At 60.2% G+C, this 13,408-nt stretch carries 15 protein-coding genes and 1 tRNA gene; 11 read left to right on the plus strand and 5 right to left on the minus strand.

Translation table 11 applies throughout. The annotated features are described in order from the left end of the window. Positions 1-77 precede the first annotated feature (77 nt). Complete coding sequence (locus OHD58_RS24645; RefSeq protein WP_263806265.1) at positions 78-2,078, minus strand: OmpA family protein; 2,001 nt, start codon at positions 2,076-2,078, stop codon at positions 78-80. Positions 2,079-2,281: 203 nt separating this feature from the next. Here OHD58_RS24645 and OHD58_RS24650 point away from each other — a divergent pair, with 203 nt between their 5' ends. Both OHD58_RS24650 and OHD58_RS24655 read left to right on the plus strand, forming a co-directional pair. Next, positions 2,282-2,728 carry a YcgN family cysteine cluster protein gene (locus tag OHD58_RS24650; protein WP_263806346.1) on the plus strand — a complete coding sequence of 149 codons (447 nt, stop codon included), beginning with the start codon at positions 2,282-2,284 and terminating at the stop codon, positions 2,726-2,728. A gap of 167 nt (positions 2,729-2,895) precedes the next feature. Then, positions 2,896-3,264, plus strand: a complete 369-nt coding sequence (locus tag OHD58_RS24655) for a hypothetical protein (RefSeq protein ID WP_263806267.1) — start codon at positions 2,896-2,898, stop codon at positions 3,262-3,264. A gap of 91 nt (positions 3,265-3,355) precedes the next feature. On the opposite strand, the gene OHD58_RS24660 is transcribed toward OHD58_RS24655, so the two are convergent. After that, entirely contained in the window at positions 3,356-4,066 is a 711-nt protein-coding gene (locus tag OHD58_RS24660; RefSeq protein ID WP_263806268.1) for an SIMPL domain-containing protein, read from the minus strand. 114 nt (positions 4,067-4,180) lie between these two features. Here OHD58_RS24660 and OHD58_RS24665 point away from each other — a divergent pair. Then, positions 4,181-4,256, plus strand: a tRNA-Ile gene (locus tag OHD58_RS24665). A gap of 448 nt (positions 4,257-4,704) precedes the next feature. On the opposite strand, the gene OHD58_RS24670 is transcribed toward OHD58_RS24665, so the two are convergent. Further along, positions 4,705-4,968 (minus strand): helix-turn-helix domain-containing protein, encoded by a 264-nt coding sequence (locus OHD58_RS24670; RefSeq protein ID WP_263806269.1) that lies wholly within the window; start codon positions 4,966-4,968, stop codon positions 4,705-4,707. 234 nt (positions 4,969-5,202) lie between these two features. Between OHD58_RS24670 and OHD58_RS24675 the strand changes: the two genes are divergently transcribed. The 5 genes from OHD58_RS24675 to OHD58_RS24695 all read left to right on the plus strand — a co-directional run bounded on the left by OHD58_RS24675 (position 5,203) and on the right by OHD58_RS24695 (position 10,496). Next, entirely contained in the window at positions 5,203-5,544 is a 342-nt protein-coding gene (locus tag OHD58_RS24675; RefSeq protein WP_263806270.1) for a DUF6634 family protein, read from the plus strand. A 73-nt stretch (positions 5,545-5,617) separates the two neighbouring features. After that, positions 5,618-6,424, plus strand: a complete 807-nt coding sequence (locus tag OHD58_RS24680; RefSeq protein ID WP_263806271.1) for a hypothetical protein — start codon at positions 5,618-5,620, stop codon at positions 6,422-6,424. Then, complete coding sequence (locus OHD58_RS24685) at positions 6,369-6,878, plus strand: hypothetical protein (RefSeq protein ID WP_263806272.1); 510 nt, start codon at positions 6,369-6,371, stop codon at positions 6,876-6,878. The genes OHD58_RS24680 and OHD58_RS24685 overlap by 56 nt, the downstream gene beginning before the upstream one ends. Before the next feature lie 584 nt (positions 6,879-7,462). Continuing rightward, complete coding sequence (locus OHD58_RS24690) at positions 7,463-9,112, plus strand: DUF3604 domain-containing protein (protein ID WP_263806273.1); 1,650 nt, start codon at positions 7,463-7,465, stop codon at positions 9,110-9,112. A gap of 109 nt (positions 9,113-9,221) precedes the next feature. Next, positions 9,222-10,496: an alpha/beta hydrolase gene (locus tag OHD58_RS24695; RefSeq protein ID WP_263806347.1), complete on the plus strand. Its 1,275-nt coding sequence runs from the start codon at positions 9,222-9,224 to the stop codon at positions 10,494-10,496. A gap of 341 nt (positions 10,497-10,837) precedes the next feature. Here the strand turns inward: OHD58_RS24695 and OHD58_RS24700 are convergent, their stop codons facing one another. Further along, positions 10,838-11,074, minus strand: coding sequence for a hypothetical protein (locus OHD58_RS24700; protein WP_263806274.1), 237 nt, complete (start codon positions 11,072-11,074; stop codon positions 10,838-10,840). Between the two features lie 332 nt (positions 11,075-11,406). Here OHD58_RS24700 and OHD58_RS24705 point away from each other — a divergent pair, with 332 nt between their 5' ends. Then, a complete protein-coding gene (locus tag OHD58_RS24705) occupies positions 11,407-11,781 on the plus strand; it encodes a hypothetical protein (protein ID WP_263806275.1) in 375 nt (124 codons plus the stop codon). A 319-nt stretch (positions 11,782-12,100) separates the two neighbouring features. On the opposite strand, the gene OHD58_RS24710 is transcribed toward OHD58_RS24705, so the two are convergent. Next, the gene (locus OHD58_RS24710; protein WP_263806276.1) at positions 12,101-12,235 is read right to left on the minus strand and encodes a hypothetical protein; all 135 of its coding nucleotides are present in this window, start codon (positions 12,233-12,235) and stop codon (positions 12,101-12,103) included. Positions 12,236-12,465: 230 nt separating this feature from the next. Between OHD58_RS24710 and OHD58_RS24715 the strand changes: the two genes are divergently transcribed. After that, positions 12,466-12,957: a calcium-binding protein gene (locus OHD58_RS24715; RefSeq protein ID WP_263806277.1), complete on the plus strand. Its 492-nt coding sequence runs from the start codon at positions 12,466-12,468 to the stop codon at positions 12,955-12,957. Further along, positions 12,870-13,325 carry a calcium-binding protein gene (locus tag OHD58_RS24720; RefSeq protein WP_412177289.1) on the plus strand — a complete coding sequence of 152 codons (456 nt, stop codon included), beginning with the start codon at positions 12,870-12,872 and terminating at the stop codon, positions 13,323-13,325. The genes OHD58_RS24715 and OHD58_RS24720 overlap by 88 nt, the downstream gene beginning before the upstream one ends. Positions 13,326-13,408 lie beyond the last annotated feature (83 nt).

The raw sequence follows: 13,408 nt of genomic DNA on the forward strand, positions 1-13,408 counted from the left end.
TCGCCATCGTCCCGATGAACGGGACGGGGCAGGGAACCTGCTCCGCCGGCGCGCGCCGGCGGAGAGGGAGCGTCAGATCAGTTGGCGCTTGCCACCGGAGCGACCAGCGAGGTGATCCGGCGGATCGCGACGCGACGGTTCTGCGGCTCGCGGGCCTCCGTGTTGACCTTCAGGTACTGCTCGCCGTAGCCCTGCGGCGCAAGGTTTTCGGGCTGGATACCGAAAACATTGGTCAACGCCTCGGCGACGGCTTCCGCGCGCTGGTCGGACAGCGCCAGATTGGCGTCGTCCGAGCCGACCGCGTCGGTGTGGCCTTCGATCAGGAAGGTTTCCGCCGGATTTTCCTTGAGCAGCTTCTCCATCGCGCCCGCGACACCTTCGAGCTTGGCGATTTCGCTTTCGGCGATCTCGGCAGAACCAAACGCGAAGTTGATGGTGTCGAGGTCGATGCGGCGGACCTTGTCGCGGATGCGCGCAGACCGCTTCACTTCGTCGATGGAATACAGGCGCTCAACCCGTTCCACCGGCGGTTGGTCGAGGAAGGTGTAATAGGCTTCCGGATCCTCGACACTTTCGGAATCCAGAATGTATTCCTCGACCGGGATGGTGAGTTGCATTGGCGGCAGATCGAGGCCGGGGTCGCGCCATTCGCCGTCGCGGTCGTATGTCTCCTCGTCGACATAGACGAGGATGATTTCGCGATCATCCGGGGCGATACGCGAGCGGCGGATGACGTCGCCATAACGGTTGCGGATGGTGATGACGCGCGTGCCGTCCTCACGCTCGATGACCTCGCGGGTCCTGCCGCGGGGCAGCTCCTCGTAATAGACGTCACGGGCGCCGCGGGTCAGGCGCGGACGGTCGTTGCTCTGCACGATCACCTGATTGTTGATCTGGATGATGGTGCGGTCGCCGACCTCCTTGACGATCTCGGCTTGTGCCGGCCGTTCGCGGACGAACTCTTCCGGCTTCACCTCGATGCGCTGGCCTTCTTCCGCCGTGACCGGCTGGATGTCAGCCGGCGTTAGGTCCTGCTGTGCTGCGCCGTCATCGGCAGGCGGCGCCGACGGTTCTGCCGGCTGGGCTGGCTGAGCCGGATCGGCCGGTTGCGCAGGGTCAGCCGGTTGTGCCGGCTGGGCGGGGTCAGCCGGTTGTGCCGGCTGGGCGGGGTCCGCCGGTTGTGCGGGATCCGCCGGAGCGGCGGGTTGAGCGGGCTGCTGGCCGTCCGCAGCCGGCGGCTGCTTCTGGCTGTCGAGCACGGGCGCCTGGCCCTCGGGAGCGGGTGTCGCGGGTGCTTCGCCCGTCGGCGCGGCCGGCTCCGCGCCGGGCTGCGCGGGTTCGGCACCAGGCTCGGCAGGCTGCGCGGGTTGCTCGCCCGACGGGTCGGGCGCCGCTTCAGCCGGTGGCTGTTCCGCCGGGGCCTCGGGGGTGGCCGGCGCCTGCTCGGCAGGTGCTTCCGGGGCAGGAGCCTGTTCAGCAGGTGCTTCGGGCGCCGGGGCAGGCTCGGCCTTCGGCTGTTCCGCAGGCGCTTCAGGATCAGGTGCCGGTGCCGGTTCAGCCTGGGCAGGCTCCTCCTTTGAAGCTTCAGGCTGCTTTTTCTTGCCGGGGGCGGGTTGTTCGGATTTCTGCTCCTTAGGTGCAGGTTCCTCCGCCGGCGCCTGTTCAGCCGGAGCTTCCGGAGCCGGTTCGGCCGGCTGCTCGGCTTGCGGCTCAGGCGCGGCTTCCGCCGGCGCTTCAGGTGCGGGTGCAGGCTCCGGTTCCGGTTCGGGTGCCGCCTCAGGTTCAGGCTCGGGCTGCGGCGCCGGTTCGGGCTCGGGCGCCGGTTCTTCGGCTGCCGGCGGCGCTTCCTCCGCAGGGGCCGCATTTTCCTTTTGAGGCTTTTTCTTCTTCAGCAGTTCTTCTTCAGAGCCTCCGCCTTCGGCGCCTCCTTCTTCAGCCTGGGCGAGTACATAAGGTTTTGCGATATCGGCCTGGTGCGCGGGCGATGCTGTCGCTCCAAATGCGAATGCCGCCAGCGGCGTTGACGCCATCAGCAGGCCAAGTGCGGTGCCTGCCAGGATTCCGGGTTGGCGTTTCATATGAAATCTCTCCTGTCGTTCCGTCCCATCGCTGGCCAAACACCCAACATGCCAATTGGTTCCTGTGCGGGCGGCATTCGGGTTTTTGCTGGGCGATTGACCGTCCGCGAGAAGGCGCCAACATGGCGAAACCAAGGTTTTGACGGCAGCCGGCGGACTTGACGGGACTTGACCTCGCCGGCGCGCCGGCTCACACCACCGCCATGGAAAATCGGTTCTGGAAAACCAAGCCGCTGGAGGCGATGAGCCGGCCGGAGTGGGAATCGCTGTGTGACGGATGCGGCAAATGCTGCATGGCCAAGCTCGAGGACGAGGACACCGGCGAAATCTACTGGACGACGGTCGGCTGCCGGCTGTTCGATGCCGGCACCTGCCGTTGTAGCGACTACGCGCATCGGCTGGCCAAGGTGGCGGATTGCGTGAAACTGACACCGGCGAATGTGCGCACCATCAGCTGGCTGCCGGCAAGTTGTGCCTACCGGCTGGTCGCCGAGGGAAAGGACCTCTACTGGTGGCATCCGCTGGTCTCGGGCAGCGCCGACACAGTGCATGAGGCCGGCATTTCCGTGCGTGGCCGCGTGACGGCCTCGGAAACCGACCTTTCAGCGCCCGAGGAATATTTCGATCACATGGTCGAAGAAGAGCTGTAGTGGCCTTATCGATTGTTCTGATTCTTAGAAAAATCAATATATCTCAAAGTGTTGCCATGTGAATGCAGGATGAACGGGTAGTTCGCATCCGGTTCAGCTTGCCGCATGCATTCTCTCCCCATCGCTTCGGCGAACAGGTCGACAATCCTCGAACATTGGAGAGAATCATGTTCAGCAAATTCAAAGCCGCAGCCGTTTCGGCTCTTATCGGCATTACGGCCCTCACCGCGGTTCCGGCCACCGCTCAGGAAAGCGGTATCTATCTCAAATTCGGCGGCCAGGGCGACGTTTACTCCGGCGGCTACAGCAGCGTCCAGTATCGCGAGGGTCGCCGTCACTACAACCGCGACCGCCATGACCGTTGGGATCGCCGCTGCACGCCGGGCCGTGCCCTCAACAAGGCGGAACGCATGGGCGTGCGCCGCGCTCGCGTTGCCGACGTCAGCCGCCGCACCATCACCGTGGTCGGCCGCTCCTATCGTGGCCGCGCCGTGGTGACCTTCGCGCGTGCGCCGCGCTGCCCGGTCATCGGCTGACATCGCGACTGGACATCGACATTCGCGATAGAAACAAAAGAAGCCCGGAGGGTCACCCTTCCGGGCTTCTTTTTGTGCGATCGACTGGTGGTCAGTTCAGTTCGAACGTGACGTTGACCTGAACACGGTAGGCATTCTCACCGGCCTGGATCGGAACCGAATCGGCGGCAGCGCGGGCGGCGAATTTCTGCAGCATCGGTATCGGCGGCTGGACAGGAGAGGTTTCGGAGATCTCCAGTACCCTGCCGAGCTTGACGCCGGCGGCCTCGGTCAATGTCGTCGCCCTGGCAATGGCATCGGCGACCGCCTTCTTGCGCGCCTCGGTCATCACCTTGGACGGATCGTCATTGGTGAAGGTGACTCCGCCACCCTGGTTGACCCCCAGGCTGACCGTCTTGTCGAGGATTTCGCCGGTCTTGGCTAGGTCGCGCACGCGCACCGACAGCGTGTTGGTGACCTGGTGGGCGACCAGTCTGCCTTCCTGTGTGCCGTCCGGCTTGGGCGTGAAGTCGTAGCGCGGGGAAATCTGCACGCCGGCGGTCTGCAGGTCGCGTTCGGCGACGCCCAATGCCTGCAGCGCCGAGATGACGGCGGCCATGGCGTCGTTGTTGGCAGTCAGCGCCTCGCGCGCCGTGGCGGCCTCGCGCATAACGCTAAGCGACAGAAGGGCCATGTCGGGCGCGATGGTGCTTTCGCCCTCCCCGGTCACGACGATGCGCGGCGGCGGCTGGTCCGCGGCGGCGGCAACCGCGGGGGTGGCGAGCGCCAGCGCCAGCGTCAAAGGCAGGAAATTTCGTCTCATGTCATTCTCCGTTTCGGAAGGCCCTTACGGCATCGTCGTTACGGCGACATTATGTGGCGATTGCGGCGCGGCGTCTTGTGCGGCATCAAAAAAGAAACTAATCCAGCCGGCGTGGGGCCTGTAGCTCAATGGTTAGAGCCGGCGGCTCATAACCGCTTGGTTGGGGGTTCGAGTCCCTCCGGGCCCACCATCCACATGCTTACCGTGAGTTGCCAAATTAATTTTGCCGCGCGCCACAATTCGATTTGACGCGGGTGCAAGTAGAGCATGCTCGAAGTCTCTGGTTTCTAAAGAAATTTCCGTGGGGCTCTCCCGCCATATTTCGTGTTAAGCCTCAATTTCGCTATATAAAAGACCGGATCGCCGCCTGTTACAAATCACCTGAATCAAAGTGCACCTCGTACTGTTATAGAGACCGACAGATCTCTATTTTTTGAGTAGAATCTCAATTCAAATGCGTAAAAATTCGCCGCATCCAACGCACACTACGCATTTTCTGCGGCCATCGCCGGATGCCAACTGCCTGATACGAATCGCTAATATGAACTCCGGCTTAGAACCGCAACTTTCCAGCTTAGCGTCGTCATTTCCCTAGGAGGCGTAACGCTTCGACTTGCCGGAACGACCAGAGCCGACGCTCAGAACCTCAAATTGCCCTGCTGAATGAGGTCCCTGCGGATCCGAAGCCCCGGACCTGATACTCCGTCATCCGGGGTGAAGGTAATGCCCTTCTTCTCGAAAAAGTCCTGTAGGCGCCGACGCGTCTCGACGGTAACCGTCTCGTCGTTGCGTTCGATGCGCAGGATTGTCCGCTGGCCCACTCCGGAGAGCTTAGCCAGCTCCCGTTGACCGATGTTGAGCGCAACACGAGCAGCCCGCAAAAGTTCATTGGGAACATCCATATCCCATTCCTAGCGGTCACCTAGTCTGCACTCTAGATGGCTAGCGGTAATCCCTAGCCAAATTCGTGACCATGTAGTGCCGTGAACCCTGCACAGCGATCATGCGTGGCGTCAGCGACGCCGTAATCGACGCCGTGGACGCCGACGCTGCGACGCCGTATGTCTGTCCCGCTGATTCCAGCGAATCACAAGGATCCGAATGAAACGGATCCTTGGACAGACGGAGACTTGCTGATGCTGCTGTTCAACCAGCGTAACGAACCCAGTGCCGAGCTCGCCCGCGAGATGGCGCGCCTAGCCGCGCTGTTCGCCGATATGGAAAGCATTCATCGCGGCCTGCCGCCGGAAGTCATGGCCGGCGACGATGCTCCGGTTCTCGATCGGTGGGTCCTCGCCAAGAGGGGGGTGCCCTGCCTCGCCGGACTGTCGACCGGCCATTCGACGCTTGTCGGTGAGAACCGCCTGATCAGCACGTCGGAGCTGTGGCTGCTGTCGAAGGACCGTAGCTGGGCGCGAACGCTGTCGCGCTGGTATCGGCTCGGCCGCCTTGCCGAAAACCCCGGCCTGAATGCCTGAGGGTTGGCCATGATCTCCAAGGATTCGCAAGAGCGTCATTTCAGCCGTCGCCTGAGAGGAGCTGCTGCGCGGCATGAACTTCTTCCAGAACAATCTCGACGAGGACATCCGGGAATATGCCGAGCGCCTGTCACGGCGGATCAGGAAGCGCGGCGATCTCGCGCTTGCATCGCTCGCCGCCGCCCTGGAGGAACTGACCGTCGAGCAGAGCGAAGACGGCGTTCAGTCGCTGGTCCAGTGCCTCGATGGCGTGGAGGAGGTAAACGGTGTGCCCGTCGAGACCTGCCGGCTGCGGTGCCAGTACTATTTCGCCTCCTTCGGCGATCCGGATGCTGCGGCATCGATCGCGGGCGAAGCTGCAACGGTCGCGCTGCGGGACATCAACGAACGAGATGGCCTGCGCATGGTCGGGCGCGCGCTCGGTTTGGCGGTGATGTCGCGCACTCTCGAACACACGAGCAAGGTCGATGGCCTTTATACACCGCGTCGATCGGTGTTCCGCATGCTGCATGGCTACGAACGCGATTTCGAGGCTGCAATCCAGCGCGCAGTGAGAAAGAGGGAACAGGAGGAGAAAGAAGCTTCCGCCGTCGATGACCCGGCAGTCGTGGAAGACAAGGCAGCGGGCGGCAGCGCCGATATGGATGGATCGGTGGTCGTGTTCACCTCCATTGGCAACAACACCACCTCGGAAGGCAAGCGCGTCGAGAAAGAATTCGAGAAGATCGTGCAGCGCCGCCTGACGCTACCCATTGCGCCAGACCTTACACTTCCTTGGCCCGACAAGATACTACACCGCGGATACCCATTTTTCGCATGCGCGCATGCTGTCGCCGACAGCATGCAACCGCCCGTTTGCCGACATCCGCGACATGGATGAATTCCTGATCCGCGCCTGGAACGCCATCGTGAAACCGGATGACGTAGTTTATCATCTCGGGGATTTTTCCATGGGCCTGCACGACGGCGACCGCGTGCGCGGAATCTTCTCGCGCCTCATGGGCCGTAGGAACTTGATCCTCGGCAACCACGACTATCAGCGGCAGAACAGGATTCACCCGGTCATCACTTCGCTCGAGTGGGATCAGCCGCCGACGCAGCAGCTGGAAGTCACCGATGAGGGCGAGCGTATTTTCCTCTGTCACTACCCATGCCGGACGTGGCCTGGAATCCTGAAAGGGAGCTGGCATTTCTACGGCCATGCTCATGGTGAGATGCCCAACTATCACCGCTCCCGGGATGTCGGGGTCGACTGTCCGGACACAGGTTTCGGACCACGTACGTTCAAGCAGCTGACGCGCCAGATGAAGACGGCAAAGGGTGCCTGTGAATAGCCCACTCGGGAATTGCGGGAATGAGTCCTTCGCCAAATGCGAAGTTTGACCCCATTCAAGACCTTCATTCTCGGCGTTGCGAATGGCAGCAACGCGCCCCCATCTCAGCTGTTTCGGTCAGCTTTGCCACCGCCGGAATGCGGACGTTAGCGGCGACCACGCTGGAGGCCTCGGTCGCGCTACAACCGGAGAGTCTTGAGCGCTTGAAGCGGGCATTCGAGCTATTGCCGAGTCGACGCTCGTGCGCATTTTTTGCCTGAAGCGATGTGGGTGAACCACTTCGACAAAGAACACAGCCCCATGGAGTCGGTGTCGCCGGGCGACCCCAGGTTTATTCTCGGTGCTGAGCATCGCGATGTCATTTCGCTCGCGCCCCGCAACTGCTATCTTGAAGATGTGAATGGCAATCCGCGAAGTGCTCTGCACCTGAGGCTATGACGGACGATCCCTCCAGGACGGTGTTGTTTGAGGTTTGGCTGGTTGGAGCCCTCCTCCTATTTTCGGCACTTGGAGCGAACGCGACGGATGCAAAGCGCGTCCTTTTGCTGCACTCGTTCGGCCGAGATTTTGCGCCCTTCAGCGAGATGACCAAGAGCTTTCATGCGGCGCTGGTGAAGCGCTCGCCGGAGCCGCTTGATTTTTATGAGGCGTCGATTTTTACAGCTCGGTTTCAGAAGCCCGAGAGCGACGATTCGCTGGTCAAATATCTGCAGGATCTCTTTTCCGGGCGCAGGCCGGATTTGATCGTCGCTCAAGGTGGGCCTGCCGCGGCCTTCGTCGAGAAATATCGGAAAGAGCTGTTTTCCGACACACCCGTGGTGATATCGGGGGTGGATTCGCGGCTCATGCCCGATGCAGGCCTCACAGCCAACGACACCTACATCGGGGTCAAGCTCGATCTTCCGGCCTTCGTCGAGAACATTCTGCGCGTGCGGCCCGAGACGACAAACATAGCGGTCGTCGTCGGCAATTCTCCCAACGAGCAATTCTGGGCCCGTGAATTGCGCAGCGAGTTTCAACCGTTTGCCGATCGCGTGAAATTCGAATGGCTTGATGAATTGTCGCTCGACGACATGCTGGGCCGGGTCGCCGACCTGCCGCCGCGATCCGCTGTCCTCTATTTCATGCTGGCGGTCGATGGAACGGGCGCCGTCCACCCGCTGGATGTCACCTTCAGCCGACTGCGCGAGGTCGCTACCGTTCCGGTTTTTGGCTATGCCGACTATCATCTGGGGCAAGGCGACGGCGAGACCCATCCCTTCCTGTCGCCGAATGACGAGTTCGCGAATTTCGAGAGGTGGGACAAGGGCAACCTCGACCTGACGGTATTGAAGACGCCCGATATGCTGGAGTTCGAATATGCGCGCTCGGCGTTGAAGAACGGCCTCAAGCTCGAGGCCAAGCTCGGCGTCAACCCCTACAAGTTCGGCATGGTCGGCTCGACCGATGCGCACACCGGCCTGTCTGCCGTCGACGAGGACAACTTCTTCGGCAAGACATCAAGCAGCGAGCCGGGGCCGGACCGCGCCACGCACCCGTTCGTCAAGGCCGAGAAGGCAACCATCATGGGCTGGGAGCAGACCGCTTCCGGCTATGCCGGCGTCTGGGCGACGGAGAACACGCGCGAGGCGATCTTTGACGCAATGGAGCGCAAGGAAACCTATGCCACTACGGGCCGGCGAATGCTGGTCCGCTTCTTCGGCGGCTTCGACTTCACAGCAGACGACGCCAATTCGAGGAGCCCGGCCATAGCCGGCTACAGCAAAGGCGTGCCGATGGGCGGCGACCTGACCAATGCGCCCGCAGGCAAGGCGCCAACATTCCTCGTCGCCGCGCTGAAGGATCCGATCGGCGCCAACCTCGACCGTTACCAGATCGTCAAGGGCTGGCTCGATGCTTCGGGCGAAGTGCACGAGCAGGTCTACGACGTTGCCTGGGCAGGCGACCGCAAACCCGGCGCCGATCGAAAGCTGCCGCCGGTCGGCGACACGGTCGATATCGCCAACGCTACATGGACTAATACAATCGGCGCTCCGGAACTGATCGCTGTCTGGACCGATCCCGAGTTCGACCCCGCGCAGCGAGCCTTCTACTATGGTCGCGTCATCGAGATTCCGACGCCACGCTGGACCGCCTACGATGCCAAGTATTTCGGCATCACGATGCCGCCGGAAGCCACAATGACAACCACGGAGCGCGCCTACACGTCGCCGATCTGGTACACGCCAAAGTGAGGATGAGGAACATGCGCAAATCACCGAGGCCGTATTTGGGCAAAAAGGTACAACAGTGAGCACCAGCGACCGCCTAGCGCGCGCGACGTCGCTCTCTTTTGCTGAAAGTATTCACTGCATTTTGCTAGCCGCTATCCTGCTCACTGTCCTGTCTGGATGCGCGGAACGTCCGAAGAACGTGCTCATACCGGTGGCCGACACCTCCCCATCCTCGAGCAGGGTGGAAATGTTGGTTGCAACGACCCGCGGCCGCTCGGCCAATCCAGGTGAGATGTTTACAGGCGAACGTGGACTGTCTCCGGCATTTGCCGACATCACAGTTTCAATTCCACCAGACAATGTCCGCAAGGTTGGTGAGGTCGCATGGCCAAAAAAACTTCCGCCCAATCCCGCCACCGATTTCGCGGTCCTCAGAAGCGCGGATCTCACCGCGGAGGCGGCGAAGGGCTGGCTCAGCGCCTCTGTTAGGAAGAGTCCGGATCGCAGCGTCCTGGTGTTTATCCACGGTTTCAACAACCGGTTCGAAGACTCGGTCTTTCGGTTTGCCCAAATTGCCAATGACGCCCGAACCGACAGCGTACCCATTTTGGTCACATGGCCTTCGCGTGGAAGCACTTTTGCCTACGGATATGACCGGGAAAGCACCAACTACACGCGCAATGCGCTTGAGACGCTGTTTCAATATCTGGGGCGCGATCCAGAGATAGAGGAAGTGTCCATCCTCGCCCATTCAATGGGGAACTGGCTGGCGCTGGAGGCGCTTCGCCAGATGGCCATCCGAAACGACGGACTGCCGCCGAAATTCAAAAACATCATGCTCGCTGCTCCTGACGTTGATGTCGACGTGTTCCGTTCCCAAATTGCCGACATGGGCAAACAGCACCCCCAATTCACGCTTTTCGTTTCGCAAGATGACCGCGCACTGGCAGTTTCGCGGCGGGTCTGGGGCAGCGTCGCCCGGCTGGGATCTATCGACCCGGAAAAAGCTCCATACAAGGAGGAACTTGCAGCAAACAACATCACGGTCATCGACCTGACAAAGGTCAAATCCGGAGACAAACTCAACCATGGCAAATTTGCTGAGTCGCCTGAGATCGTCCAACTCATTGGGGCGCGCATTTCCGATGGCCAGGCTCTTACGGACAGCCGGGTCGGCTTCGGCGACAGCATCGTAGCCGTCACCACAGGTGCGGCCGCAGTCGCGGGCACCGCAGCCGGGCTGGCGATTGCGGCTCCTGTCGCCGTTGTCGATCAAAATACCCGAGACAACTACACGAACCAGGTTGGCCAACTTGGGTTGCCAGCCGAAGGCGGCAAAGCAGGACGAAGCACGGTCGATTGCAATGCCCGGAAGGACGCCTCGGCGAACATATGCAATCGATAATCCAAGGGAGACTGGACAAAGGTTCGTCCGCAACCGTGTCGTCGGAGACATTTGCGGGTTGATCGGCGCAGGAAGGCCCGGTCCCAGAAGAAAATCGGATCAGCCACGACATCGGCCCTTGCAGGTTGACGGGCAGCTATCGATCTCCCTGCACCGCAAGCGGACCGACCGCTGCCGGCCCCCGTGCCGTCATTCCAGAACTCTCAGCCGGCCGACTGCTCCTCGGCGCAAGCGCGATCAGTACAACAACGCGCGACCGCCTTCCATGCGACCATCGCGCTTGTGATGAAAAGGGGTCTCCAACCGCGTATCGAGACCACGCATTCAACGATCCCGTAGGCCTAAAAGTTATGCATCGGAGATGCGCGTTTTGCAGCCGTCGGAAATGCAAACGCCAGGTTCTCCGGAGTCAGATCGGGAATTGCGGCGTAGGCCGCCTCGTGAACTGCCTTCAGCAGGCGGACCCAGTTTTGGTCAATGCGGAAATCCAGACCGTCCGGATGGTACATCGAGGCGTAAAGGCGTTCGGTCAGACCCAGGATCTTGGTGATGTCGTCTTGGAGCCGCGCCAGCTTCACCTCGGTTCATTCTGGCGCTTGCGCCGCGCTGCCTGCCGTTCAGCTGCCGACATCGGCCATCACCTATTTGCGGACGTCCGCGGCCTCGCTTTGACTTCTTCTCGGGGCCATTCACTCACCTGCTCCCTTCCAAACTAGGCAAGTCATCAGTGGAAGACTTGAGACGAAGCTGCGAAGACATGGCTTCTCGGACTCCTCCGCCCGCTACAGCAATGACAATTGCCAGGGCCGTCGGCAGGCTGCTCCCGAAACTTGCGAATCCATGGCCCGAGATCTTCGTCAGAATTATCGGAGGTCAGCTCGAAGTCTGGTGCGTAGGAGGAAAGTCATTGATGGCCTCCCTTGCCGTCCGTGACGCGGCAGCTTTACAATTTCTCAATGACGCTGTTTCGAGCAGCCTGGATCCCGGTATTGTCTTTACACAGCAGGACGCGGCAGGAGTGCTCAAAACAACACCTGTGATCGTGAACCAGCTCGTGCGTGAAGGTTTCCTTTCAAGGAAGCCGACGGTGACAGAGCTTGGTGCCTTTGAGAGAGAATTTATACTTACCTCCGAAATCACCGAGCGCTTCTCGGCTCTCGGACAAAAGCTGCGAGACGTACCTCGTATTCTGCGCGCTGCTGGTATCCAGCCCCATGTTCTGGAACCGAAGAAGACGCTGGTCTGGCAACGCAGAGAGATAAAACCGCTTCTTGCGGCAGCCTGAACCTAGCCTTTTCCCAGTCCCGACATTGCTTAGAAGAAGGAGGTCGCCATTAGCGGCCTTTTTTGTTGCGCATCAGCCGAGCGTGAAACGCGTTGGAATGCCTGTCATAATCACCCTATGAATCAGGCAAGTTTGGCGGATCGCATGGAGGGCAGAACCCCGCTTTGTGGAATTTCCAGGGGTTGGTTGAGTCAGTTTAGATTTGGCCACTCATTTTATTGAAAAAAATACGCCCTAGCCCAAAACGTTTTGGGCCTATTATGGGCCCAAAGATAAGGGTAGCCGATATGCCACCCTTCGTATGTTCGGTTGATTTCACTTACTTGACGACGTGCAGAGCCGCTCGCTGCTTCATCGCATCGCGTTTGGGCTCACGCTCGTTGATGGCGCGGGCCATGTCGACAGCCATTCGCTTCTTGTTGGCCTCTCGGACATATCCGTCTGTCACCGTCATTGAAGAATGCCCCATCGCTTCCATGATAGCGCGCGCTTGGATGTTGCATTCGGCGAGATAGGTGCCGAAGGTACGGCGTAGCCCTTGCTGGATCTGATATCTATCAGTGGGGCGCTGGTTATGACAATGATGCGATCAGCGAAACGACCGGCTCCGCCGACGTCGATTCAATTCGGTTGATAAACACGAATCCAACTGACGTTACGTTCACGCGGGCCGGCAACGACCTTTTGATAAAGATGGTTGCCACAGGTGAAATCCTTTCGATCACCAACCATTTTGGCTCGACCAGCACAGGAATTGAACAGGTTCTTTTCGCGGATGGAACTATTTGGAATCGCGAACAGGTTCGTCAGGCGGCATGGTTCCGCGGCACAAGTGGAAATGATTCGATTACAGGCACCACGCTGGATGACACGATTGTCGGTGGGGCTGGTAACGACACCATGCTCGGCAAGGCGGGTAGCGACACGTACCACTACACATCAGAGGACGGCAGTGACATCATCAATGATGATTCCTCGTCGACTGCGAATGTCGATACGCTGTCGTTTAGCAATCTGAATGCTGATGATCTCGTATTCTCCCGCGCCGGTCAAAATTTGACGATCAACGTGGTTGCCACCGGAGAACGATCACGGTTCAACGTCAATTCTATTCAACAACCCAGAACTGGGGTGTCGAGAAGATCGTATTCGCAGACGGCTCGGAATGGAACCTAGCGACGATCAATAGCAATGCCTGGATCAGGGGCACGGCGGCGAACGACACGATTGTCGGCACCACTTGGAATGACACGATCATCGGTAATTCGGGGAACGACAGCTTGACGGGTGGCGCTGGAAACGACGTGTTCGTCTTCGATCCTGGTTTTGGTAAGGACACAATCACTGATTTTACGGCAGGTGTCGGGTCAGTCGATGCTATCGAGTTCGCAGACGATGTGTTTGCCGATTTTGCTGCGGTCTTGGCCGTGGCTAGCCAGGTTGGCGCCGACACGCTGATCACGGCTGATGTCAACAACACGATAACGCTGAAGAATATCGCGCTGGCAAACCTTCATCAAGAAGACTTCCAGTTCGTCGGTTGAGATGAGAGGCTGACGTGCGCATGCAGGCGCCAGATACGCCGCTGCGCTTCACACTCGCTGCGGCTTTGGCCGCGTTCCGACGC

It is taken from the genome of Mesorhizobium sp. ZC-5 (genome assembly GCF_025753855.1).
Classification (GTDB): domain Bacteria; phylum Pseudomonadota; class Alphaproteobacteria; order Rhizobiales; family Rhizobiaceae; genus Neomesorhizobium.